Genomic DNA, 21,495 nt, shown 5'->3' with positions numbered 1-21,495 from the left:
ACCAAGGTGGGCGGCCACCGGGTCATCGGTGATCGGGGTCAGAGCCCCTTCGGGGATCCGACCCCGTCACAGCTCAACCGCGCGGATCTTCCGGGCGGCGGAACGGGACGACCACATAGTCCTGCCCTTCGCGCGGCTGCCACAGCACCGGCACGCGCTGCGGCGACGGCGGCTCGAGTTCGTCGTCGGCCAGCGGCTCGACCTCTTCTTCCTCGTCTTCCCAGCTGTAACGCGGGCGCGGCGGCAACGGGTCGGCATTGCGGAACAGCAGCGCGGCGATGATGCCGGCGAAGGCACCTCCCATGTGCGACTGCCAGGACACTCCGTCGGCGTGCGGCAGCACGGTCATCAGCATGCCGCCGTAGAACAGCATGCCGATCAGCCCGGTGGCGATGGCCGCGCGGTCGCGGCGCAGCAGGCCGAGGCTGGCCAGCAGGAACATCAGGCCGTGGGTGACGCCACTGGCGCCGAGATGGAAGCTGCCGGGGTTGCCCAGCATCCACGCACCGATGCCCGAACCGACCCAGAGCAGGGGCAGGGCACGTAGCGTGGCCTTCGGATAGACGCTGCCGGCGAGGGTGCCGAGGATCAGGATCGCGGCGCTGTTGGCGGCGATGTGTTCGACCGAAGCATGCAGCAGCGGCCCGCCGATCAGGCCGAGCAGGCCCTTGGCTTCCAGCGGTGCCACGGCCCAGGGTCGCCAGTCGAAATGGTCCTGCAGGGCGAACACGGCCACCAGCACCAGCACGGCGGCCAGGCTGGCGTTGAAGGCGCGCAGGATGCGCGTGCGGTCGTTGCGGTCGGCCGGCGCGTCGCCGGCGGGCAGGGGCGCGTTCGTGTTCATACCCTCAGCAATGGCGGTGGCCGGCGCGAAACCAAGGCCACCGCTGCGGGAGAGTGGGTGCGGTCGGCGGGACAATCCACCGACCGCATCCTTCAATCCGCCTGGATCAGGCGCCGCCTTCCTTCGGCGGGTTCTTCAGGCTCAGCACCACCGTGGCAGCGATGATCACCGCGACCACGCCCAGCGAGATCGGGGTCGGGATCTTGAACAGGTCGATGATCATCATCTTGATACCGATGAAGGCCAGCACCAGGGCCAGGCCGTACGGCAGCAGGTGGAAGCGGTCGGCCATGCCGGCCAGCAGGAAGAACATCGCACGCAGGCCGAGCACCGCGAACACGTTGGAGGTCAGCACGATGAACGGGTCGGTGGTGATCGCGAAGATCGCCGGGATGCTGTCCACCGCGAAGATCACGTCGGTCACTGCGATCAGGATCAGCACCGCGAACAGCGGGGTGAACCAGCGCACGCCGTCGCGCTTGACGCTCATCGCGTTGCCTTCGTAGTCCGGCAGCAGGCGCAGGTGCTTGCGCATCCAGCGCAGGGCCGGGTTGGCTTCCAGGTCAGGCTCCTGGCCAGCGGCGAACCACATCTTCCAGCCGGTGAAGAGCAGGAAGGCGCCGAATACGTAGAGCAGCCAATGGAACTGGGTGATCAGCACGCTGCCGGCGAAGATCATGATCGTACGCAGCACGATCGCGCCAAGGATGCCGATGATCAGCACCTTCTGGCGCTGTTCCTCCGGCACCGCGAAGTAGCTCATGATCATCAGGAAGACAAAGATGTTGTCCACCGCCAGCGCCTTCTCGACCAGGTAGCCGGTCAGGAACTCCAGGCCGACCTTGTTGGCCACGACCTGGCCGGCCGTCTCGTTCAGGTAGAACCAGAGGCCGCCGTTGAAGGCCAGCGCCAACGCGACCCAGCCGATGGACCACCACAGGGCCTCCTTGAAAGTGACCTTGTGCGGGCCACCATGGCGCATCAATACGAGGTCGACCAGCAGGGCGATGACCACCACCGCTGCGAAGCCGCCCCACAACCACAAATTACCGATCGTCTGCATGGGTTTGTCCGTTGGGAAAATGAAAAATGCCTCAAGCCGGACGGCGAGGATCTGCAACGGAGGATCGGGAGGGGATCCAGGGACAGAGCTTCGCCAGTACGGCGAAGGTCTTGCTCGCAGTTCCGATGGGCCGGAACTGCCGTTGCACCGGAGCCTGCGGGCTCGAATTGACGGCGACAACGTCTGGGAGCTACTCCCCTTCTGCCGCCGATTCTGCGGCCTGGCCGGGCCGGCGTCAAATGCCCTGGGGCCGGGGGCCAGCTCTGGTAGGTGCCAACCTTGGTTGGCACACCGGCCCGGGGTCAGAGCCCCTGTGGGGATCTGACCCCAGCGCCCGGTTTACAATAGGTGGATGAATACCCCCCTTCCCGTTGTCCGCCTCAAGAACGCGTGGCGTTCCAGCCACCCGTGGATCTTCCAGAAACTGGTCGAGAAGCCGACCGTCCGGCCCAAGCCCGGCTCCCTCGTCGACGTCGTCGGCGTGGATGGCGAGTTCATCGGCCGTGGCTTCTACAACGGGCATTCGCGTATTGCCGTACGCATCCTCGAAACCGACCCGCAGATTCCGGTGGATGCCGGCTGGTTCTCGCGCAAGATCGCCCAGGCGGTGTCGCTGCGTCGTGAGGTGCTGAAGCTTGATGCGGTGTCCGACGCCTGGCGCGTGGTACACAGCGAAGGCGACGGTCTGTCCGGCCTGGTGGTGGACCGTTACAACGACCTGGTGGTGGTGGAGTTCTTCGCCGCCGGCATGTTCCGCCACCGCGAGTGGATATACGACGCTCTGCGTGAACAGTTCCCGGGCTGCCGCTTCCACAGCTTCGCCGACGAGCACGTGCAGAAGCAGGAAAGCTTCGACTTCCACGGCAACACCACCACCGAAGCGTCGGTGATCACCGAGTACGGCATCAAGTTCCGCGCCGACCCGGCCGGTGCGCACAAGACCGGTTTCTTCGCCGACCAGCGCGAGAACCGTGAGTGGCTGAGCCAGCAGGTCGAAGGCAAGAGCGTGCTCGACCTGTGCTGCAACACCGGCGGTTTCGCCGTGTATGCGGCCGCGCGTGGTGCATCGGAAGTGGTCGGCATCGACATCGATGAAGACGTCATCCAGATCGCCAAGGGCAATTCGCGTCTGAACAACGTGCGCCCGAAGTTCGTCCAGTCCGACATCTTCCCGTGGCTGCGTGATGCGGCCAACCGCGGCGAGAAGTACGACGTGGTGATCCTGGACCCGGCGAAGATGACCCGCGATCGCGAGCAGGTGATCACCGCGCTGAAGAAGTACCTGGACATGAACAAGCTGGCGCTGGGCGTGGTCAAGCCCGGTGGCCTGTTCGCCACGTTCTCCTGCACCGGCCTGGTGGCCGAGGACCAGTTCCTGGACATGCTGCGTCGTGCGGCGTACTTCTCCGGCCGAACCATCCAGATCCTGAAGGTGGCCGGTGCCGGTCCGGACCATCCGTTCATGGCCCACGTGCAGGAATCGCGTTACCTGAAGGCCGTGTTCTGCCGCGTGGTGGACTGACCTGCGGCGCATGGAGCCGAGTGATGCTCGGCTCCAGCGCACAGCGCGGAACACTGCCCCAGTGCGCCAGCCTCAGAGCTGCGCGCGCGGCTGCGCAGGAACCGGCTGCAGCTGCTGAAGCAACCCCTTGATCACGTCGGACCTGCGGCGCAGGTAGCGACCGAGCACGATCGCCACCGTACCCAGCGCCAGCAGCGCCGGTACCGCAAGCAGCGCCAGCACCCAGCCGACGTCGAACAGAAGCCAGCCCAACAGACGCTGGTCATGCCATCGCTGTGACCGTTCGGAGCGGGGCAGACCGGCTGCTTTCTCGAAGCGGGACTGCATCGCCGGCGAGACCGGAACGCCGATGTCCTCGCCATTGGCCAGCGCGCGTGCGGTGGCGACCACGGCCGGCGAGGCGACGCCATAGGGCAGCTCCAGCTGTGCCCGCAGATAGGCCTGCCACTGCGGGTTGAAGCGGCTGAAGTCCGGGCTGGCGATGAGCGCGTCCAACTGCCGATGGTCGAGGCGGTCGCCCTGGCCCATGGCAGGTGCGGTGATGCCCATGCTTCCCCATGCACCGCACAGCAGCATCGAACCCAGCGCGAACGACCAGGCGAAGCGGCGAAGGCGATGGCGGCCGAGCAGGTCGCGCACACCGAAGAACATCCACACCAGCAGCAAGGGCGTCATGACCAGCAGGATGACCAGCTGCTTGCCTGTGTCCTTCGCGCCATAGCCGGCCGGCACGTGCGCCCACGAAGGCGGGCCCAGTTCGGTGCCGGTGAATGCCAGCGCCATGTAGGCCAGCGCCGTGGCCGCCAGCGGAAGGCAGGCCAGGCCGAAGACCCGCAGCAGCGAGGCCCGCCGGTAAAACGCGCGCAGGCCTGGCACGGCTTCCACCCGCGCCTGCAGGTCCGGCGGGATCTGCAGCGGATCGCGTTCCTGCGCGCTCATGCCGGCACCCCCGACGTGCGCAGCAACTGCTGCAGCGCCTGCTTCAGCTGGTCCTGCGCCTGCGCAGCACTGGCGATCATCTGTGGGCTGGCGTTGTCGCTGTTGTGCAGCGCCTGGATGGTCTGGCGCCAGATCGGCAGCAGGATCTGCACCGTCTCGCTGTAGCGGTCCAGCAGGTCGATGGCATTGCTGCGTGCCAGCTGCACCTGCATCCGGCTCATCGAATGGCTGGCCAGCAGGGCGGTCAGGTTGGCCACACGGCGCTGCAACCGCTCAACCGGACGGTCGAGCACCGGCGCATCATCGACGCTGTCGGTGGCCGCTGGCAGTTCCTGCAGAAACTGTACGCCTGCATCGATGTACACCTGCAGCCGCACACCCTGCACGTCATGCTCGAGCAGCTGCGCTTCCAGTCGATCGACGCTGGCGCGCACGGCGATGGCCTCGCGCTCGATCCTGGCCAGTACATCGCCGTTGCTGCCCATGGCGATGCGCCGGCGCAGGCGGTCTTCGATATCGGCACCGGTGAACCGCTCCCACCACCCCGCGCGCTGCAGCAGCGCATTGGGATCGTGTTCGGACAGCCGGCTGACCAGCTCAGCGAGCGCCTGGGCCAGCGCGTTGGCGCTGCCATCCTGCCAGGCCGGCTCGGCACTGGCACTGGCGAGGTCAGCCGGGCCATAGCGGCCGATATCGGTGCGCCCGGCAAACAACGTTGGCAGCACATCACGCTTGAGCTGTTCAACGGTGACCATGCTGGCGGGGACAGGCGCTTCGCCCTGCACGGGCAGCGCCGGAGGCTGGGACTTCGACATCGGTGTTTCCATTCCATGGTCGACGCAGCACGCGGTGCTGCACGCTGCCCTTATCGGCTGTCGGCGAGTGTAATGGAGCCCGCTGGTCAACGCGGCACTACCCGCGTTGGCCATCCCGGCGCTATGGTCGTGTCCTTCCCATTGCCGGTGGATGCCCATGCCGTCGTTGCGTCGTCTCTCCCTGCTGCTCGCCCTGGCGCTGAGTGCGCCGCTGTCCGCCCATGCCGTCGACTTCAGCACGCAGGAACTGGCCCGGGCCAAGGCACTGCAGCAGCGCCTGCTGACCCTGGACAGCCATCTGGATACGCCGGCCAACTTCGGCCGCGACGGCTTCGACATCGAGCAGCGGCACGACCGCAATGCGCTCTCGCAGGTGGATTACCCGCGCATGGTCGAAGGCGCGCTGGATGGCGGCTTCTTTGCGATCTACACCGACCAGGGCGATCGCACTGCCGCTGCGCATCTGGCCGAACGCGATCACGGCCTGCAGCGCTTGCTGGAGATCCGGCAGATGCTGGCCGCCAACCCCGAGCGCTTCGCGCTGGCGCTGACCGCCGATGACGCGGCGCGCATCAAGGCCGCCGGCAAGCGCGTGGTCTACATCAGCATGGAGAACGCCAGCCCGCTGGTGGCCGACCCGAGTCTGCTCTCGTTCTATCACCGTGCGGGCCTGCGCCTGCTCAGCACCGTGCATTTCGCCAACAACGAGTTCGCCGATTCGGCCACCGACCCCAAGGGCGCGGAGTGGAAAGGCCTGAGCCCGGCCGGCAAGGACCTGGTGCGCTCCGCGGTGAAGCTGGGCATCGTCATCGACCAGTCGCACGCCTCCGATGCCGTATTCGATGATCTGCTGGCGATGATGCCGGTGCCGTTCGTGCTGTCGCACAGCTCGGCCAAGGCGGTCTACGACCACCCACGCAACCTCGATGACGCACGCCTGCGCAAGCTGGCCAAGGCCGGCGGCGTGATCCAGGTGAACGCGTATGGCGGCTACCTGATCGACACCGCCAAGTCGCCCGAGCGCAAGCAGGCCGAAGAGGCCTTGAGCAAGCAGCTGGGTGGCTGGGAAGGCATGACCATCGAACAGGGCGTGGCGCTGCAGAAGGCCGAGCAGGCACTGGACCACGAGCATCCGGTGCGCCACGCCAGCCTGGATGACTTCTTCGCCCACTTCGAGCACATCCTCAAGGTGGTCGGGCCCGAGCACGTCGGCATCGGCCTGGACTGGGATGGCGGCGGTGGCCTGAGCGACCTGCCCGATGTCAGCCAGCTGCCGAAGATCACCGCGTGGCTGTTGCGCAAGGGCTACACCGAGAAGCAGATCGCCGCCATCTGGGGCGGCAACCTGCTGCGGGTGATGCGCCAGGCGCAGGACTACGCGGCAAAGCAGGGCGGCTAGCCGCCCTGCGGTAGTGCCGGCCGCTGGCCGGCAATCCCCGAACGCCGCCGGGCCATGCCCGGCGGCGCCCTTATTTCGCGATCAGCGCATTGCGACGGCTGTAGGCGAAGTACAACACTAGGCCGACCACGTTCCACGCCAGGAAGTACAGCTGGGTGGTGTGCGGCAGGCTGACGAACAGGTAGATGCAGCCCAGCGCCGCCAGCGGGCCGACGATGAAGGCGAACGGCGTGCGGAAGGTACGTTCGCGGTTCGGCTCACGCACGCGCAGCACCACCAGGCAGATGCCAACGGCGGTGAACGCGGCCAGGGTGCCGGCATTGGCCAGTGCGGCGATCTCGTCCAGGCGCGCCACACCGGCCAGCGCCGACACCACCAGGGCGGTGAACAGCGTGGTCGCCACCGGCGTGCCGGTACGTGCGTTGACCTTGGACAGGCCACGCGGCAGCAGACCATCGCGACTCATGACGAAGAAGATGCGGCTCTGGCCATACAGGAAGGCCAGCAGCACGGTCGGCAGGGCGATGATGGCGATCACGCCGATCAGCATCGCGGCGGTCGGCTGGCCCAGCTGGCGCATGATCAGTGCCAGCGGCTCGGCGCTCTGGCCGAACACCGTGTAGCTCATCGCACCGATCGCGGCCAACGCCACCAGCACGTACACGATGGTGCAGCCGACCATCGAGCCGATGATGCCGATGGACAGGTCGCGCGCCGGGTTCTTGGTTTCTTCGGCGGCGGTGGAAATCGCATCGAAGCCGTAGAAGGCGAAGAAGATGATCGCCGCTGCGGCCATCACGCCTCGCTCGACGCCATCCGGCCCCAGCGTCTTGGCGAATCCGTAGGGCATGAACGGCTGCAGGTTGTTGCTGTCGAACGCCGGCAGGGCCACCGCCACGAAGATGGCCAACGCGATCAGCTTGAACACGACCAGGATCGCGTTGAGGGTGGCGCTCTCCTTGGTACCGGCCATCAGCATCAGTGCCACCAGCCAGGTGATGACGATGGCGGGCAGGTTGATCATGCCGCCGTCGACGTGCGGGCCCGCCGCGAGCATGGCCGGCAGGCGCAGGTCCCAGCCGAACTGGGTATGCACCCATTCCAGGAAGCCGACGAAATAGCCCGACCAGCCGACCGCCACGGTACTCACCACCAGCGAGTACTCCAGGATCAGGCTCCAGCCCACCACCCAGGCGAAGACTTCGCCCAGGGCACTGTAGCTGTAGGTATAGGCGCTGCCGGCGGCCGGCATCATCGTGGACAGTTCGGCGTAGGCCAATGCCGCGCAGGCACACACCGCGCCGGCGATGGCGAAGGAGATCAGCACGGCGGGGCCGGCGCGGTCGGCACCGACACCGATCAGGGTGTAGATGCCGGTGCCGACGATGGCGCCGATGCCCAGGGCAATCAGGTGCGGCCAGCTGAGGGTCGGGACCAGGCGCCGGCCGGCTTCATGGACGGTGACGGAATCTAGGGACTTGCGCCGGAGCAGGGACATGCAGGCCTCGGAAGGGGTGACTGAGAACGACAAGTCCCCGAGTGTGACCGAACGCGGCGCAGCATTGCCACTGACGGGGGTCATGCAGGGCGGGGCGCGCGCTGCGCCCCGGCCAGGCTGCCGGAATCGGCACAATCCGGCGGCAGCCACCGGTGTGCGTTCGTCCCGGCCTTTCCTACGACTCGATGTTGGCCATGCCACTGACCGAGTAGCGCTCACCCGCAGCGGCATGCAGCGGGAAGGCGGCATCCAGTGCGTCCAGCGTGGCCGCATCCAGTTCCACCTGCAGCGCACCGAGGTTCTCGTCCAGCCGTGCCCGCCGCGTCGTGCCCGGGATCGGTACGATGTGCTCGCCGCGCGACAGCACCCAGGCCAGCGCCAGCTGCGAGGCGGCGATGCCGCGTTCGGCGGCCAGCGCCTGCACGGTGTCCACCAGCGCCAGGTTGCGCTGGAAGTTTTCGCCTTCGAAGCGGGGCGAGGTACGCCGGTAATCATCGGCGTCGAAGTCATCCGGGCTGCGGATGGCGCCGGTCAGGAAGCCACGGCCCAGCGGCGAATATGGCACGAAGCCGATGCCCAGCTCCGCCGTGGCGGCCAGCACTCCGTTCTGCTCCGGCTCGCGCGACCACAGCGAGTACTCGCTCTGCACCGCAGTGATCGGGTGCACCGCATGGGCGCGGCGGAGCGTGGCCGCCGAGGCCTCGGACAGGCCCAGCCAGCGCACCTTGCCCTGTTCCACCAGGCGTGACATCGCACCTACGGTGTCCTCGATCGGCACGGTCGGGTCGACGCGGTGCTGGTAGTACAGGTCGATGTGGTCCACGCCCAGGCGGCGCAGGCTGGCCTCGCAGGCGGCCTGCACATAGTCCGGGCAGCCGTTGACCTGGCGCCCCTTTGGGTCAGCCGGGTTCAGGCCGATACCGAACTTGCTGGCCAGGAACACCTGGTTGCGGCGCCCGGCAATCGCGTGGCCGACCAGCACCTCGTTGGTGTGCGGGCCATACACATCGGCGGTGTCGAGCAGGGTCACGCCACGGTCCAGCGCGTGCCGGATGACGGCAATGCCGTCATCGTCACTGCCGCGGCCGCCGTAGTAGGCGCTCATGCCCATGCAGCCGAGGCCGAGGGCGGACACGGTGGGGCCGGCGGGGCCGAGAGTACGGGTCTTCATGCGGATCTCCTTGGGGAAGGCGCCACGCCTGGATGGGCAGTGGCGAGGGGCACAGCATCCTCCACGCCATCATGTGGATAAACTGCGTACCAACGGACTTACCTTGAAGGATGGCTTCACAATGGATGCCTCCGTCCCCCTCACCGCTGTGGTCGCCTTTGTCCACGTGGCCGAACATGCCAGCTTCACCCGCGCTGCCGATGCCTTGGGCGTGTCGACCTCGGCGCTGTCGCAGAGCGTGCGTGCGCTGGAAGCGCGGATGGGCGTGCGCCTGCTGCAGCGGACCACGCGGCGGGTGAGCCTGACCGAACACGGCGCGCGTTTCCTGCAGCGCGTGCGTGGCGGCCTGGACCAGATCGATCAGGCATTTGCCGAACTGGACAGCGCGCGCTCGGTGCCTGCCGGGCGGCTGCGTGTGACCCTGCCGCGCATCGTCGCCGATCGCATGGTGCTGCCGCGGCTGCCCGACTTCCTTGCGCGTTACCCGCAGGTGCAGGTGGAACTGTGCGTCGACCCGGCGCTGACCGATCTGGTGGCTGAGGGCTTCGACGCCGGCATCCGCCTGGGCGAATCACTCGCACAGGGCATGATCGCGGTGCCGGTCGGGCCACGCGAGCGGCAGGTGGTGGTGGCCACACCGGCCTATTTCGAACGCCATGGCGTGCCGCAGACCCCGCATGACCTGCAGGGCCACGCCTGCATCGTGCACCGCTTGGCCAATGGCCGGCTGATGCGCTGGGAGTTCAGCCGCGAAGGCCACGACCTGGACGTGGAAGTGAGCGGGCGGCTGGCGTTCAACGATGCCGGTGTCGCCCATCACGCCGTGCTGGCGGGGCTGGGCATGGCCCAGGGTTTCGCCTCGCTGATGGCCGACGACATCGCCGCCGGGCGACTGCAGAGTGTGCTGCAGGACTGGCAGCCGCCGTTCCCCGGCTTCCACCTGTACTACCCCGCGCGCGAGCAGATGGCGCCCAAGCTGCGGGTGTTCATCGATCACCTGCGCGAGGGAATGCATGATTCGCAGCCCTGGTAGACGCCAACCCTGGTTGGCGGCCGTCGCGTCGGCTCAGTCGAGCCCACTCGACGCGACGGTCAGCGGCTCGACGCCCGCCCAATGGCAGCCATCTTCCTGCCACGCCTCGACGTCCTCGTTGAACGCGGTGCGTCGCCCGTCGCGGGCGCGCTCGTAGCTGAAACCGTAGACGCGCGCGCCCTGCGTGGTCAGGTAGTAGCGCCCATTGAGGCGGCCACCGATGCGTTCTTCCCAGACGCTGTCGAACTGATACGGGCGGTCCTCGTCCAGCACCGTCGTTTCCTGCGACGCCCGTTGCACCTGCAGGCGGCCGCGTTGCCCGGCGTACTGCACGTCGGCGCTGCCATCGTCCAGCCAGCGCCACAGCAGGTGGATGCCGTCGTTGCGGCCCCCGGTGAGGCAGCGATGGTCCTGTGCGCTGGCCGCTGCGGTGCCGGCCATGAGCCCGATGAACACCAGCGCCAGCCGCCGCCGGATCACCCGTTCAGCCCCAACCGGATGCCAAATCCCACCAGGAACAGGCCAGCCACGCGGCGCAGCGCATCGCTGACCCGCGGGTGCTGGATCAACCGACGACGGGCCAGGTTGCCGACCCAGATCAGCAGTGAGCAGTAGGCGATGCTGACCACGAAGATGATGCCGGCCAGTGCCGCGAAGGTGGCCATGCCCTGGTGTGCCTTCGGGTCGATGAACAGCGGCAGGAACGCCATGTAGAACAGGATCGCCTTCGGATTGAGCAGGCTGACCAGGATCGCCTGGTGGAAGTAGCGGCCCGGCTGCATGCGCACCGGGCCAACCTCGGCACCGTCGCCCTTGGGCGTGCGCAGCAGGCTGATGCCTACCCACACCAGATACGCCGCGCCGAGATACTGCACGGCATGGAACACCGTCGGATTGGCCTTCAGCAGCGCGGCCACGCCGGCCAATGCCAGCCACATCAGGATCTGGTCGCCGACCAGCAGGCCGGCCAGCGCCGTGTAGCCGCCGCGTACACCGCCACGACCGGTGGCGGTCAGCAGGGTGAAGGTGCCCGGCCCGGGCAGGGCCAGAAACACCAGCACAGCGAGCAGGAAGGTCCACAGGTCCTGGATGCCCATCCACGGCATGGCGCGATTCTCTTACAACGGGGGAGCGCCATTGTCGGCCAGTGACGTTGCAGGCGACAGGGGCACGTCGCCATGGCCGGGCATCGCGGACAGCAGCGGTTGCAGGTACTGGCGCAGCTGCGCGTGCAGTTGCCGCACGGCCGGTGAGAACTGCTTGCGGTGCGGGCACACCAGCTGCAGGGGGATGTGGCTGCCGATGCCACCCAGCAACACCTGCAGGCGTCCACCCAGCACATCGTCGCGCACGTCCAGCCAGGATTTGTAGGTGATGCCTTCGCCGGCGACCGCCCAGCGCCGCACCACGTCGGCGTCGTCGCAGACCAGTGGCCCGCGCACCGGGATCACCACGCGGCGCCCCTCAAGCTCGAACGACCAGCGATCGTAGGCGCGCCCGCCGAGCTGGTAGACAAGGCAATCGTGTTCGCGCAGATCCTCCAGCCGCGAGGGCACACCACGCCGCCGCAGGTACTCGGGGGATGCGGCCAGCACGCGCCGGTTGCCTTCCAGCAACGGCAGGGCGACGTAGCTGGCGTCGTCGAAGTGGCCGATGCGGATGGCCACGTCGACCGGGTCGCGGAACACGTCGGCCACTTCGTCGGACAGGCGCAGGTGCAGGCGCAGCCGTGGATGTGCGGCACGGAACGCAGTCAGCCACGGCAGCAGCAGGTTGCGGCCGAAGTCCGAGGGCGCCGACAACTGCAGGGTGCCGTGCAGCTCCGCATCCTCGCCCTGCACCCGTGCCTGGCCTTCGCGCAGGGTGGTCAGAACATCCTGCGCGTACGGCAGGTACAGCGCGCCTTCGGCGGTCAGCCGCAGGCTGCGGGTGGTACGCACGAACAGGCGCAGGTCCAGTTCGCGTTCCAGCCGTGCCACCGCGGCGGCCACCTGGCCCGGCAGCAGGTCGGCCTCGCGCGCGGCCTGCGAGAAGCTGCCCAGCGCGGCGGTGCGGACGAACAGCTGCAGATCGTCGAAACGGACCATTTTCATTGCTGCAGTGAAAGTGTTGACCGATTCTGCGCCTTTCTGCCTCCCTGCGCACGGCGCACGCTGTGGCCTCTCCTCACTGGATCTCCCCCATGCGCGCTATTGCCTACACCCAAGCCGGACTGCCGATCGACGACCCGCAGGCCCTGATCGACCTCGACCTGCCGCTACCGCAGCCGGGCCCACGCGACCTGCGGGTGGCGGTGCGCGCGGTGGCGGTGAACCCGGTCGACACCAAGGTGCGACGCGGCGCTGCCACCGACGGCCCACGCGTGCTGGGCTGGGATGCGGTGGGTGTGGTCGATGCAATCGGTAGCGAGGTGACCCTGTTCCAGCCCGGCGACGCGGTGTACTACGCGGGCGTGATCGATCGCCCGGGCAGCAATGCCGAATACCAGCTGGTGGACGAGCGCAGCGTCGGCCGCAAGCCGGCCAGCCTGGACGATGCCGCGGCGGCGGCGTTGCCACTGACCGCGATCACCGCATGGGAACTGCTGTTCGACCGCCTGCGTATCACCGAAGGCGGTGGCGACGGCCAGACCCTGCTGGTGATCGGTGCAGCGGGCGGCGTGGGTTCGATCCTGGTGCAGTTGGCGCGCCGGCTGACCAAGCTGACGGTGATCGGCACCGCCTCGCGCCCGGAGACCCAGGACTGGGTGCAGGCGATGGGCGCGCACCATGTGATCGACCACACCCGACCGCTGGCCGAGGCCCTGGCGCGGCTGGGCATCACCGAGGTGGACCACGTGGCCAGCCTGACCCACACCGACCAGCACTATGCGCAGATCGTCGAGCTGCTGGCGCCGCAGGGGCAGCTGGGGCTGATCGATGATCCGGGCCAGATCGATGTGATGGCGCTGAAGCGCAAGGCGCTGTCGCTGCACTGGGAATCAATGTTCACCCGGCCGCTGTACAAGACCGCGGACATGCAGCGTCAGCACGAACTACTGAACCGGGTGGCCGAACTGGTCGATGCCGGTGTGCTGCAGACCACGCTGGGTGAGCACTTCGGGCACATCGACGCGGCCAACCTGCGGCGTGCGCACGCGCTGCTGGAGAGCCATCGGGCGAAGGGCAAGATCGTGCTGCAAGGCTGGTAAGGGTTCCGGCCAAGCAAAGTAAAAGCGGGTGCTCCCTTGCAAGAAGCCCGTATCGATCCTTCTGAGCTTCATCCACGCATGGCGTGGATCTACTGCAGATCGCGGAAATCCGTGAAAGGCGGGGTGGCATGGGGTTGCGGGACCGCAGGCGCCATGGATGGCGCCTACGAGCCCCCATGGATGGGTTTACGGCGTGTCCCGCAACCCCATGCCACCCCGCCATCCCTCGGAATGCCAGCCTTTGACGTTGACGTTGCCTCTGCGGGTGCAGGGCGCAGCCCTGCCGGAAACCCCCTTACGCCACGCCGTTGTCCACATGCTCGGCAAAGCCAGGGCTGGAGCGTAGGCGCTCGAACCAGGCTTCCACGTGGGGCAGCACCGGCTTGCTGCCGGGGGTACTGCGCCAGCGCTGCGCCGACAGGCCGAGGACGATGTCGGCGAGGGTGAAGGTGCTGCCCGCCACGTAGGCGTTGCTGGCCGCCAGTTGCGCGTCCAGCGTGCCCATCAGCTGGTTCCAGTGCGTCAGGCTGGCCTCCGCGCGCGCGTCGTCCGCGAAGTCGGGGTGCTGGCGGACGCGGGCCATGAACACGTGGCGCCAGGCGCCGTTGAGGTCGGTGGCCTGCCAGTCCATCCACTGCTCCACCTTGGCGCGGTCCTGCGCCGCAGCGGGCAGCAGGTCAGCGCGGCCCTGGCGTGCGGCCAGGTAGCGGCAGATGCTGTTGGACTCCCACAGCACGAAGTCGCTATCGCGCAGCACCGGCACCTGCCGGTTCGGATTCAGCGTGGCCAGCAGGTCCGGCGCGGGTGTCGGGTCATGCGTGAGCGGGAGATCGAGTTCGGCGCACAGCCACAGCACCTTGCGCACGTTGATCGAGGTGGGCTTTCCGTAAAGAACAAGCATGGGCGCGTTTCAGCACTTGAGACTGGGCCAGCCTACACTTGCCACATGCAAACCGAATTCCTCCTCGTCGCCGGCCTGCTGCTGGTCGTGCTGATCCTGCAACTGGTGGCGCTGCTGCGCCGCCCTCCCCACGATCGCCTGGAACAGGCCGTGCGTGATGAAGCGCGCGTCGGCCGCAGCGAGCTGCGCGAGCAGCTCGATGGGTTCGCGCGCGCGTTGACCGATCTGTCCACCCGCACCGATCAGCGTCTGGACCTGCTGCGCGAAGCGCTGGGCGAAGATGCGCGCAAGGCCCGCGCCGAGGCGGCCGACAGTCAGCAACGCAGTGCCGCCTCGCTGGGCGAACGCCTGCAGGAACTGCGCGTGCAGCTGGATGTGTTCGGCCAGCAGCAGGAGGCGCGCATCCATGCCTTCGGCCAGCAGCTGCAGGAACTGACCGCCCGTACCGATACCCAGTTCGGTGCGCTGCGGCAGGCCCTGGTGGAGGACGCCCGCAAGGGCCGCGAAGAGGGCGCGCAGTCGCAGCAGCGCCTGACCGAGAGCCTGGGCCTGCGCCTGCAGGAGCTGACCCAGCGCAACGAACAGCGCATCTCGGAAATGCGCACCACCCTGGAAGAACAGCTGCGCGCGCTGCAGGCCGACAACGCGCAGAAGCTCGAGCAGATGCGCCACACCGTGGACGAGAAGCTGCAGTCCACGCTGGAAACGCGGCTGGGCAATTCGTTCAAGCTGGTGTCCGAACGCCTGGAACAGGTGCAGCGCGGGCTGGGTGAAATGCAGCAGCTGGCAACCGGCGTGGGCGACCTGAAGCGGGTACTGACCAACGTCAAGAACCGCGGCAGCTGGGGAGAAGTGCAGCTGGAGAACATCCTCGAGCAGACCCTCACCCAGGAACAGTACGCGCGTGGGGTCAAGGTGCGTCCTGACGGCAACGAGATGGTCGACATCGCCGTGCGCCTGCCGGGCCGTCGCGACGACGACACGCCAGTCTGGCTGCCGATCGATTCCAAGTTCCCGCGCGAAGACTATGAGCGCCTGCTCGATGCGCAGGAACAGGGCGATGCCGAGGGCGTGCGCCTGCAGGGCATCCAGCTGGAACGCGCGATCCGCGTGCAGGCCAAGTCGATCAGCGAAAAGTACATCGTGCCGCCGCACACCACCGATTTCGCGGTGATGTTCGTGCCTACCGAAGGACTGTACGCCGAGGTGATCCGGCGCCCGGGCCTGGTCGACCTGCTGCAGCGCGAGCATCGCGTGGTGGTGGCCGGGCCGACCACCGTCACCGCGCTGCTCAACAGCCTGCAGATGGGCTTCCGTACCCTGGCGATCGAGCAGCGATCGAGCGAAGTGTGGGGGCTGCTGGGCGCAGTGAAGAGCGAGTTCGGCAAGTTCGCCGGCATCCTCGAGAAGGCCGAGAAGCAGATCACCACCGTGGGCCGCAGCATCGGCGAGGCCAGCCGCAAGACCCGTACCATCGAACGCCGACTGCGTGGCGTGGAATCACTGGCGACCGAACAGGCGCAGGGCCTGCTGGGCGATCTGAGCGAAGCACCCAGCGACGAAGAGGCGGCAGAAGGCGAGGGTGAGGACGCCTGACGCCGGCTGACACGCCGCCTGCATGGGCGGATGCGTATGCTGGCGCCGTCCATACCGAATCAGGTACCGCCATGCGCCTCCGATTTCTTGCCTGCCTTGCGCTGAGCGCGCTGCTTGCCGCCTGCAGCAGCACCCCACCGGCCAGTGAAGATGCCGGCGCGGCAGCTACGGCGACCGACAGCCCTGAAGCCACTGCAGCCCTGCAAGAAGCACGCGATGTGGACTGCCGGGCTGCGGGTGGCACGCTGCAGCCGTTGGGTCGCCTGCAACGGGTGCAATGCGTGATTCCGTATGCTGACGCCGGCAAGACCTGCAGCAGCAAGAGCGACTGCAGCGGCCAGTGCCTGGCCACGGGCGAGGTCGCTGCCGGCGTGGTGGCGACCGGCACGTGCCAGCGTGATGTCAGCCAGAACTTCGGTTGCCGCCAGCGCGTGGACGATGGCAAGGCGCAGGGCACGATCTGCGTGGATTGAGGATGTCTGGTAGAGCCGAGCCCAAGCTCGGCTACCGTGGCATCAGCCGAGCATGGGCTCGGCTCTACAACAGCGCGTGCGGCGGTATGCTGGTGAGCCTTTCCCCGCTGCAGCCGGAGCCCCCGCGTGAGCACCTCGATCCAGGATGTTTCCCTCACCACCATCGACGGCCAGCCGTCCTCTCTCGCCGACTACCAGGGCAAGGTACTGCTGCTGGTCAACGTGGCGTCCAAGTGCGGCCTGACCCCGCAGTACGAAGGCCTGCAGGCGCTGTATGCGGAAAAGCACGCGCAGGGCCTGGAAGTGCTGGGCTTCCCGGCCAACAACTTCCTCGGCCAGGAGCCGGGCAACGAAGCGGAGATCCAGCAGTTCTGCCAGCTGACCTACGACGTGAGCTTCCCGATGTTCGCCAAGATCAGCGTGGCCGGTGAAGACACCCACCCGCTGTACCAGCAGCTCACTGCCGCGCAGCCGCAGGCGATCGGCGAAGGCCCGCTGCGCGAGCGTCTGGCCAGCAAGGAGATTCCGATCCACCCGGCACCGGCGGTGCTGTGGAACTTCGAGAAGTTCCTGGTGGGTCGCGATGGCAAGGTCATCGCCCGCTTCGCCCCGGACGTTGCCGCCGATGATGCGCGCCTGCGCGAAGCCGTCGAGGCGGCGCTGGCGGCCTGATCGGCCGGGGTCGGATCCCTTTCCACGGGAAAGGGCTCCGACCCGACCCACAGCGCCCAAAAAAAACCCCGCCGAGGCGGGGTTTTTCTCATGCGTTGCCGGCAGCGGTCAGTTGGTCCACTGCGGCATCGGCATCGCATCGACCGGGATCGGCGAGTTCGCATCGTCGCTGCCACGCTCGCGCTTGCCGCGCAGGTCGTTCTCGATCTGGTAGTTGCGGCGCTGCATCCAGGCATCGCGGACCAAGGCGTATTCGTCCACCGCGGTATCGCGCAGGTCGTCGATCGCCAGCAGCTGCGCGCGGGTGTCGACCAGCTGCAGGCCCTGCAGGCCGATGCGGTACTTGTCGCTCTCGATGCGGCGGATCGGCGACAGCGGGATGTCACCGGCCAGGCCGAACACATCACGCACGGTGCGCGGGCCGAAGAACGGCAGTTCCACGTAACGCGAACGACGCCAGCCCCAGGCACCCAGGGTCTGCCCGAAGTCCTCGTTGCGACGCGGCACCATCGCCTTGCTGGCCGGGTCGAACAGGCCACCGACGCCCAGCGTGCTGTTCATCAGGAACCGGCCCAGGCTGTCCCAGGCATCGGCCGGACGGCCCTGCAACAGCTGGTTGGTGATGGTCAGCGGCGCGCGCAGGTTGCTGAAGAAGTTGCTTACGCCGGTACGGGCAAAGCGCGGCACCACGTGGGTATAGGCGGTCGCCAGCGGACGGGCGATACCGCGGTCGACCGCATTGTTGAACCCGTGCACCTTGCGGTTGAACGGTTCCCACGGGTCGTACGCGGTGGTGTTGGTGGTGCTGCCGTTGGCGCCGTACAACGCGTCGAAGTCGTCATCGCCGCCCGGAGCGGCGGCAGCGGTGTCATTGCCGGTTGCACCCTGCGAAGCGGTAGCCGGTGCTGGCGAGGCTGCAGCAGGTACGGGGGCGTCGGCAACGGCGCTCGCCGCAGGTGCATCGGCACCAGCTGCGCTATCGACGGGGGCGGTACTCGTCGCCGGCACCACGGTGTCGGCCACCGGCGCGTCGCTGCGTGCCGGCTTGCCGGCACAGGCGCTGAGCGCGGCGGCCAGGAGGATCAGAGGGAAAACGCGCACGACGTTCATGTCAGCTCGCAGCAGAAGTAGCGTTGAAGTCCAGGTCGGGCGACAGCCGGTAGGCCGCGCTCAGTTCGTTGTAGCCGGCGGGGGCGCCGGAGATCGTCAGCGGATGGCCGCCCTGGCGCGCGCGCGCGGCCAGCTCGGCCAGCAACGCCAGGCCGGCGCTGTCCACGCGCTCGACCTCCGCCAGTTCCAGCCGCGACAGCTGCGCCGGCAGGGCCTGCAGTTGCGGCCACAGCGCGATCACCGCTGCACGGTCGAGCACCCCGCGCAGGCGCAGGGTGTCACCTTCCAGCAGCGCCAGCGCCTTATTTGCCATTGCCGGCCGGCCCGGCCTGCATGCTGCCGCTGCGCAGATCGTTGGCCACCTGCTTGATGCCCTTCTGGCGCAGCGGGGCATCGAACTGGTTGCGGAAGGTCTGCACGTAGGAGATGCCTTCGATGTTCACGTCGAAGATCTTCCACTGGCCGCCTTCATTGCGCATCCAGTACTCGACCGGCGTCGGCTCGCTGCCGGCACGCACCAGCTCGGTGCTCACGCGCACGCCGCGGTTGCCCGGCAGCGGGCTTTCGCCCTTCAGGCGGAAGCTCGGCTTGCCCTGGATGTTGAGCAGGGTCGAGCCATAGCGCTGCATCAGGTTGTCGGCCATCGCATTGGCGAACAGCTTGATGTCCGCGTCAGCGGCGCCCCGGGCATGCGTGCCCAGCACCAGGCGCGCGGCATAGTCGCGGTCGAAGGTGCGGTTAAGCTCGCTGTCGATGTAGCTGCGCAGGCTGGCCGGGTTGCCGCTGAATTCGGCACGGCGCTGCTGCAGGGTGTTGAGGATGCGGGTGCTGGCGTCGATCACCACCTTGCCGGCCTGGCCCTGGGGGGCGGCGGCAGCGGGGGCGGCGGCCTGCGCCTGGGCCAGGAACGGGGTGGCCAGCAGCAGCGACGAGGCGAGCAGGGCCGGGATCAGTTTCATCTTCATGGTTGCGGTTCCGTTGCAGGCGCCTGCGCGCCATCGTTGGGCTTCGGAGCAGCGCCGCCACCGGCGCCGCCACTGAACATGTATTTGCCGACCAGCTGGATCAGGTCCACGGCCGGCTGGGTGAAGACGATCTCTTCGCCGGGCTTCAGCACGTCCGGATCGCCGCCGGGCTGCAGACCGATATAGCTCTCACCGAGCAAACCACTGGTGAAGATGCCGGCCGAGGTGTCCGCCGGCAGATCCTTGACCTTGCTGTCCATGCGCAGGGTCACGATCGATTCGAACTTCACCGGGTCCAGGTCGATCGCCGCGACCTGGCCGACGGTGACACCACCGATCTTCACCGGCGCCTGCTTGCGCAGCTGGCCGACCTGGGAGAAGCGGGCCTTGAGTTCATAGCCTTCGCCACCCCAGCTCCAGCGCTGGTTGGTCGAGGCGACGGCCAGCACCATCAGCGAGGCCAGGGCCAGCAGCAGAAAAGCGCCGACGGAGAATTCGAGTCTGGGACCGCGGATGGCCATGTGGATTACCTGATCAGTCGTGGTGGCCGCGCGCCGATGCGCGCCGCCGATGGAGGGGTTAGGTGAACAACATTGCCGACAGCACGAAGTTGAACATCAGCACCAGCAGCGAGGCGTTGACCACAGCACGGGTGGTGGCGACGGAGGTGCCTTCGATGGTCGGTTCAGCGTGGAAACCGACATAGGCGGCAACCAGTGCGGCGGTGCCGCCGAAGATCGCCGACTTCAGCATCGCCACGCCGAAGTCGTCCCAGAAGTCCACGCTGCCACGCAGCGCCGACCAGAACACGCCGTTGTCCAGGCCCAGCACGTGCACAGCTTCGAAATAGCTGGCGCTGATCGCCAGCGAACAGAAGATGCCGGTCAGCAGCGGCACGGTCAGTACCGCCGCCCAGAAGCGCGGCGCCACGGCCTTGGCTACCGGGTCGATCGCCATCAGTTCCAGCGCCTTGATCTGGTCGGTGGCGCGCATCAGGCCCAGTTCCGCGGCGATCGAGCTGCCGGCGCGGCCGATGAACAGCAGCGCGGTCAGCACCGGTGCCAGTTCGCGGTACAGCGACAGGCCGAGCAGGGTCGACAGCGCGTCGGCCGCACCGAAGGTGGTCAGCGTGCGGTAGCCCTGCAGGGTCAGCACCAGGCCGACGAAGGCGCCGCCCACGGCGATGATCGGCAGCGAGCGCGCACCGATCTTGTAGATCTCACGGGTCAGCTCGGCCAGGAAATCACGGGTCGGCAGCGAACCCCGCAGCACGGTCAGCGAGAACAGACCGGCGCGACCCAGCGAGCGGGTGGCTTGCACGAACGGCATCAGGCAACCCTCGCACGCGGTGCGGCATCGAATGGAATGGGACCGTCGGGCTGGCCGTGCAGGAACTGACGCAGCAGCGGGTCCTGGCTGGATTGCAGCGCCTCCGGCGTGCCCTGGAACACGATGCCGCCGTTGGCGATCGCGATCACCTGGTCGCAGATCGGCAGGGTCTCGTGCACGTGGTGGCTGACGATGATGCTGGTCAGGCCCAGGCTGTGGTTGAGGCGCTGGATCAGGCTCATGATCACCCCCGAGGCGATCGGGTCCAGCCCGGTCAGCGGCTCGTCGTAGATCATCAACGGCGGGTCCAGGGCCAATGCACGGGCCAGTGCCACACGGCGGGCCATGCCACCGGACAGCTCACGCGGCCAGGCATCGGCGGCAGCCAACAGGCCGACCGAATGCAGCTTCATCTGCACCAGCCGGCGCAGCACTGGTGCCGGCAGGCGGGTGTGGGTGCGCAGCGGCAGGGCGACGTTTTCGGCCACGGTCAGGTCGGTCAGCAGGCCATTGCCCTGCAGCAGTACGCCGACGCTCTTGCGCATCTCCAACAGTTCGGCGGTGCGCAGCGGGATCGGCTTGCCGAACAGGGTGATGTCGCCTGTAACCGGGCGCAGTTCGCCGGTCAGCGCCGCCAGCAGGGTCGACTTGCCGCTGCCGGACGGACCGAGCACGGCAGTGATGCTGCCCTTGGGCACCTGCAGCGAAACGTCGCGCAGGATCGTGCGCCCGCTCCGGTCGATGCGGACGTTGGACAACTGCACCAGACTGGGAGTGGAAGCCGACATGGGCACCCTTAACGTTTTTTCGACATTGAAGCATCGGGTCAGACTGCTGAACATAAGCAGACTGGACGGTCCAGTATTGTTGCACGGCCAGACCGCCGCCAGACCGGGACAATTCCTGAGACGGCCGGAACAATCCGTCGCGATCACCGCCCCCGGCCTTGAATACGACCGGGTGTGCTGCACACTG

At 67.6% G+C, this 21,495-nt stretch carries 23 protein-coding genes; 7 read left to right on the top strand and 16 right to left on the bottom strand.

Annotation, left to right across the window (positions count from 1 at the left end; all coding sequences use genetic code 11):
- Nucleotides 1-73: 73 nt before the first annotated feature.
- Entirely contained in the window at nt 74-844 is a 771-nt protein-coding gene (locus tag QOL57_RS19515; protein WP_089241925.1) for a rhomboid family intramembrane serine protease, read from the bottom strand.
- A gap of 106 nt (nt 845-950) precedes the next feature.
- The gene (locus QOL57_RS19510) at nt 951-1,907 is read right to left on the bottom strand and encodes a TerC family protein (RefSeq protein WP_025875596.1); all 957 of its coding nucleotides are present in this window, start codon (nt 1,905-1,907) and stop codon (nt 951-953) included.
- A 352-nt stretch (nt 1,908-2,259) separates the two neighbouring features.
- Between QOL57_RS19510 and QOL57_RS19505 the strand changes: the two genes are divergently transcribed.
- Nucleotides 2,260-3,429 (top strand): class I SAM-dependent rRNA methyltransferase, encoded by a 1,170-nt coding sequence (locus QOL57_RS19505; RefSeq protein WP_089241927.1) that lies wholly within the window; start codon nt 2,260-2,262, stop codon nt 3,427-3,429.
- A 72-nt stretch (nt 3,430-3,501) separates the two neighbouring features.
- Here the strand turns inward: QOL57_RS19505 and QOL57_RS19500 are convergent, their stop codons facing one another.
- Both QOL57_RS19500 and QOL57_RS19495 read right to left on the bottom strand, forming a co-directional pair.
- Nucleotides 3,502-4,368, bottom strand: coding sequence for a hypothetical protein (locus tag QOL57_RS19500; RefSeq protein WP_089241929.1), 867 nt, complete (start codon nt 4,366-4,368; stop codon nt 3,502-3,504).
- Entirely contained in the window at nt 4,365-5,183 is an 819-nt protein-coding gene (locus QOL57_RS19495) for a protein klaA (protein WP_089241931.1), read from the bottom strand. Before QOL57_RS19495 ends, QOL57_RS19500 begins: the two co-directional genes overlap by 4 nt.
- 157 nt (nt 5,184-5,340) lie before the next feature.
- On the opposite strand from QOL57_RS19495, the gene QOL57_RS19490 reads away from it, so the two are divergent.
- Nucleotides 5,341-6,582, top strand: a complete 1,242-nt coding sequence (locus QOL57_RS19490; protein WP_089241933.1) for a dipeptidase — start codon at nt 5,341-5,343, stop codon at nt 6,580-6,582.
- Nucleotides 6,583-6,652: 70 nt separating this feature from the next.
- On the opposite strand, the gene QOL57_RS19485 is transcribed toward QOL57_RS19490, so the two are convergent.
- Both QOL57_RS19485 and QOL57_RS19480 read right to left on the bottom strand, forming a co-directional pair.
- Nucleotides 6,653-8,080: an amino acid permease gene (locus QOL57_RS19485; protein WP_089241935.1), complete on the bottom strand. Its 1,428-nt coding sequence runs from the start codon at nt 8,078-8,080 to the stop codon at nt 6,653-6,655.
- 175 nt (nt 8,081-8,255) lie between these two features.
- Nucleotides 8,256-9,251 (bottom strand): aldo/keto reductase, encoded by a 996-nt coding sequence (locus QOL57_RS19480; protein WP_089241937.1) that lies wholly within the window; start codon nt 9,249-9,251, stop codon nt 8,256-8,258.
- A gap of 121 nt (nt 9,252-9,372) precedes the next feature.
- Between QOL57_RS19480 and QOL57_RS19475 the strand changes: the two genes are divergently transcribed.
- Entirely contained in the window at nt 9,373-10,284 is a 912-nt protein-coding gene (locus QOL57_RS19475) for a LysR family transcriptional regulator (RefSeq protein WP_089241939.1), read from the top strand.
- A 33-nt stretch (nt 10,285-10,317) separates the two neighbouring features.
- On the opposite strand, the gene QOL57_RS19470 is transcribed toward QOL57_RS19475, so the two are convergent.
- Genes QOL57_RS19470 through QOL57_RS19460 form a run of 3 tightly spaced genes read right to left on the bottom strand, consistent with a single transcriptional unit; the run spans nt 10,318 to nt 12,377 of the window.
- Nucleotides 10,318-10,725: a hypothetical protein gene (locus tag QOL57_RS19470; RefSeq protein ID WP_176429903.1), complete on the bottom strand. Its 408-nt coding sequence runs from the start codon at nt 10,723-10,725 to the stop codon at nt 10,318-10,320.
- 35 nt (nt 10,726-10,760) lie between these two features.
- Nucleotides 10,761-11,390: a leucine efflux protein LeuE gene (gene leuE, locus QOL57_RS19465; protein WP_089241943.1), complete on the bottom strand. Its 630-nt coding sequence runs from the start codon at nt 11,388-11,390 to the stop codon at nt 10,761-10,763.
- 12 nt (nt 11,391-11,402) lie between these two features.
- Complete coding sequence (locus QOL57_RS19460; RefSeq protein WP_089241945.1) at nt 11,403-12,377, bottom strand: LysR family transcriptional regulator; 975 nt, start codon at nt 12,375-12,377, stop codon at nt 11,403-11,405.
- Nucleotides 12,378-12,466: 89 nt separating this feature from the next.
- On the opposite strand from QOL57_RS19460, the gene QOL57_RS19455 reads away from it, so the two are divergent.
- Nucleotides 12,467-13,474, top strand: a complete 1,008-nt coding sequence (locus QOL57_RS19455) for a zinc-binding alcohol dehydrogenase family protein (protein ID WP_089241947.1) — start codon at nt 12,467-12,469, stop codon at nt 13,472-13,474.
- A gap of 295 nt (nt 13,475-13,769) precedes the next feature.
- On the opposite strand, the gene QOL57_RS19450 is transcribed toward QOL57_RS19455, so the two are convergent.
- The gene (locus QOL57_RS19450) at nt 13,770-14,375 is read right to left on the bottom strand and encodes a glutathione S-transferase N-terminal domain-containing protein (RefSeq protein WP_089241949.1); all 606 of its coding nucleotides are present in this window, start codon (nt 14,373-14,375) and stop codon (nt 13,770-13,772) included.
- Between the two features lie 45 nt (nt 14,376-14,420).
- Here QOL57_RS19450 and rmuC point away from each other — a divergent pair, with 45 nt between their 5' ends.
- The 3 genes from rmuC to QOL57_RS19435 all read left to right on the top strand — a co-directional run bounded on the left by rmuC (nt 14,421) and on the right by QOL57_RS19435 (nt 17,116).
- Nucleotides 14,421-15,971 (top strand): DNA recombination protein RmuC, encoded by a 1,551-nt coding sequence (gene rmuC, locus QOL57_RS19445; RefSeq protein ID WP_089241951.1) that lies wholly within the window; start codon nt 14,421-14,423, stop codon nt 15,969-15,971.
- Nucleotides 15,972-16,042: 71 nt separating this feature from the next.
- Entirely contained in the window at nt 16,043-16,444 is a 402-nt protein-coding gene (locus QOL57_RS19440) for a hypothetical protein (protein WP_089241953.1), read from the top strand.
- A 126-nt stretch (nt 16,445-16,570) separates the two neighbouring features.
- A complete protein-coding gene (locus tag QOL57_RS19435; protein WP_089241955.1) occupies nt 16,571-17,116 on the top strand; it encodes a glutathione peroxidase in 546 nt (181 codons plus the stop codon).
- Nucleotides 17,117-17,224: 108 nt separating this feature from the next.
- On the opposite strand, the gene QOL57_RS19430 is transcribed toward QOL57_RS19435, so the two are convergent.
- From QOL57_RS19430 to QOL57_RS19405, 6 genes are read right to left on the bottom strand one after another with little or no spacing between them, the layout of a single operon-like run.
- Complete coding sequence (locus QOL57_RS19430; protein WP_089241957.1) at nt 17,225-18,226, bottom strand: VacJ family lipoprotein; 1,002 nt, start codon at nt 18,224-18,226, stop codon at nt 17,225-17,227.
- 1 nt (nt 18,227) lies between these two features.
- Nucleotides 18,228-18,539, bottom strand: a complete 312-nt coding sequence (locus QOL57_RS19425; RefSeq protein WP_025875628.1) for an STAS domain-containing protein — start codon at nt 18,537-18,539, stop codon at nt 18,228-18,230.
- A complete protein-coding gene (locus tag QOL57_RS19420) occupies nt 18,529-19,191 on the bottom strand; it encodes an ABC transporter substrate-binding protein (RefSeq protein WP_089241959.1) in 663 nt (220 codons plus the stop codon). The genes QOL57_RS19425 and QOL57_RS19420 overlap by 11 nt, the downstream gene beginning before the upstream one ends.
- Complete coding sequence (gene mlaD / locus QOL57_RS19415; RefSeq protein WP_006404090.1) at nt 19,188-19,712, bottom strand: outer membrane lipid asymmetry maintenance protein MlaD; 525 nt, start codon at nt 19,710-19,712, stop codon at nt 19,188-19,190. The genes QOL57_RS19420 and mlaD overlap by 4 nt, the downstream gene beginning before the upstream one ends.
- 58 nt (nt 19,713-19,770) lie before the next feature.
- On the bottom strand, nt 19,771-20,520 hold the full coding sequence (locus QOL57_RS19410; RefSeq protein WP_006404088.1) for an MlaE family lipid ABC transporter permease subunit: 750 nt from the start codon (nt 20,518-20,520) through the stop codon (nt 19,771-19,773).
- Nucleotides 20,520-21,308, bottom strand: coding sequence for an ATP-binding cassette domain-containing protein (locus tag QOL57_RS19405; RefSeq protein ID WP_089241961.1), 789 nt, complete (start codon nt 21,306-21,308; stop codon nt 20,520-20,522). The genes QOL57_RS19410 and QOL57_RS19405 overlap by 1 nt, the downstream gene beginning before the upstream one ends.
- Nucleotides 21,309-21,495 lie beyond the last annotated feature (187 nt).

It is taken from the genome of Stenotrophomonas sp. yr243, from assembly GCF_900184195.1.
In the GTDB taxonomy this organism is placed as follows: domain Bacteria; phylum Pseudomonadota; class Gammaproteobacteria; order Xanthomonadales; family Xanthomonadaceae; genus Stenotrophomonas; species Stenotrophomonas lactitubi.
This window is presented reverse-complemented; position numbering and strand designations above follow the sequence as displayed.

Bases quoted from the DNA above. Each gene is read 5' to 3' on its own strand.
- QOL57_RS19460 (WP_089241945.1), bottom strand. From the start codon at position 12,377: ATGAAAATGGTCCGTTTCGACGATCTGCAGCTGTTCGTCCGCACCGCC.
- rmuC (WP_089241951.1), top strand. From the start codon at position 14,421: ATGCAAACCGAATTCCTCCTCGTCGCCGGCCTGCTGCTGGTCGTGCTG.
- QOL57_RS19490 (WP_089241933.1), top strand. From the start codon at position 5,341: ATGCCGTCGTTGCGTCGTCTCTCCCTGCTGCTCGCCCTGGCGCTGAGT.
- QOL57_RS19430 (WP_089241957.1), bottom strand. From the start codon at position 18,226: ATGAACGTCGTGCGCGTTTTCCCTCTGATCCTCCTGGCCGCCGCGCTC.
- QOL57_RS19440 (WP_089241953.1), top strand. From the start codon at position 16,043: ATGCGCCTCCGATTTCTTGCCTGCCTTGCGCTGAGCGCGCTGCTTGCC.
- QOL57_RS19405 (WP_089241961.1), bottom strand. From the start codon at position 21,308: ATGTCGGCTTCCACTCCCAGTCTGGTGCAGTTGTCCAACGTCCGCATC.
- mlaD (WP_006404090.1), bottom strand. From the start codon at position 19,712: ATGGCCATCCGCGGTCCCAGACTCGAATTCTCCGTCGGCGCTTTTCTG.
- QOL57_RS19480 (WP_089241937.1), bottom strand. From the start codon at position 9,251: ATGAAGACCCGTACTCTCGGCCCCGCCGGCCCCACCGTGTCCGCCCTC.
- QOL57_RS19470 (WP_176429903.1), bottom strand. From the start codon at position 10,725: ATGGCCGGCACCGCAGCGGCCAGCGCACAGGACCATCGCTGCCTCACC.
- QOL57_RS19505 (WP_089241927.1), top strand. From the start codon at position 2,260: ATGAATACCCCCCTTCCCGTTGTCCGCCTCAAGAACGCGTGGCGTTCC.
- QOL57_RS19410 (WP_006404088.1), bottom strand. From the start codon at position 20,520: ATGCCGTTCGTGCAAGCCACCCGCTCGCTGGGTCGCGCCGGTCTGTTC.
- QOL57_RS19425 (WP_025875628.1), bottom strand. From the start codon at position 18,539: ATGGCAAATAAGGCGCTGGCGCTGCTGGAAGGTGACACCCTGCGCCTG.
- QOL57_RS19485 (WP_089241935.1), bottom strand. From the start codon at position 8,080: ATGTCCCTGCTCCGGCGCAAGTCCCTAGATTCCGTCACCGTCCATGAA.
- QOL57_RS19455 (WP_089241947.1), top strand. From the start codon at position 12,467: ATGCGCGCTATTGCCTACACCCAAGCCGGACTGCCGATCGACGACCCG.
- leuE (WP_089241943.1), bottom strand. From the start codon at position 11,390: ATGCCGTGGATGGGCATCCAGGACCTGTGGACCTTCCTGCTCGCTGTG.
- QOL57_RS19515 (WP_089241925.1), bottom strand. From the start codon at position 844: ATGAACACGAACGCGCCCCTGCCCGCCGGCGACGCGCCGGCCGACCGC.
- QOL57_RS19495 (WP_089241931.1), bottom strand. From the start codon at position 5,183: ATGTCGAAGTCCCAGCCTCCGGCGCTGCCCGTGCAGGGCGAAGCGCCT.
- QOL57_RS19420 (WP_089241959.1), bottom strand. From the start codon at position 19,191: ATGAAGATGAAACTGATCCCGGCCCTGCTCGCCTCGTCGCTGCTGCTG.
- QOL57_RS19475 (WP_089241939.1), top strand. From the start codon at position 9,373: ATGGATGCCTCCGTCCCCCTCACCGCTGTGGTCGCCTTTGTCCACGTG.
- QOL57_RS19450 (WP_089241949.1), bottom strand. From the start codon at position 14,375: ATGCTTGTTCTTTACGGAAAGCCCACCTCGATCAACGTGCGCAAGGTG.
- QOL57_RS19510 (WP_025875596.1), bottom strand. From the start codon at position 1,907: ATGCAGACGATCGGTAATTTGTGGTTGTGGGGCGGCTTCGCAGCGGTG.
- QOL57_RS19500 (WP_089241929.1), bottom strand. From the start codon at position 4,368: ATGAGCGCGCAGGAACGCGATCCGCTGCAGATCCCGCCGGACCTGCAG.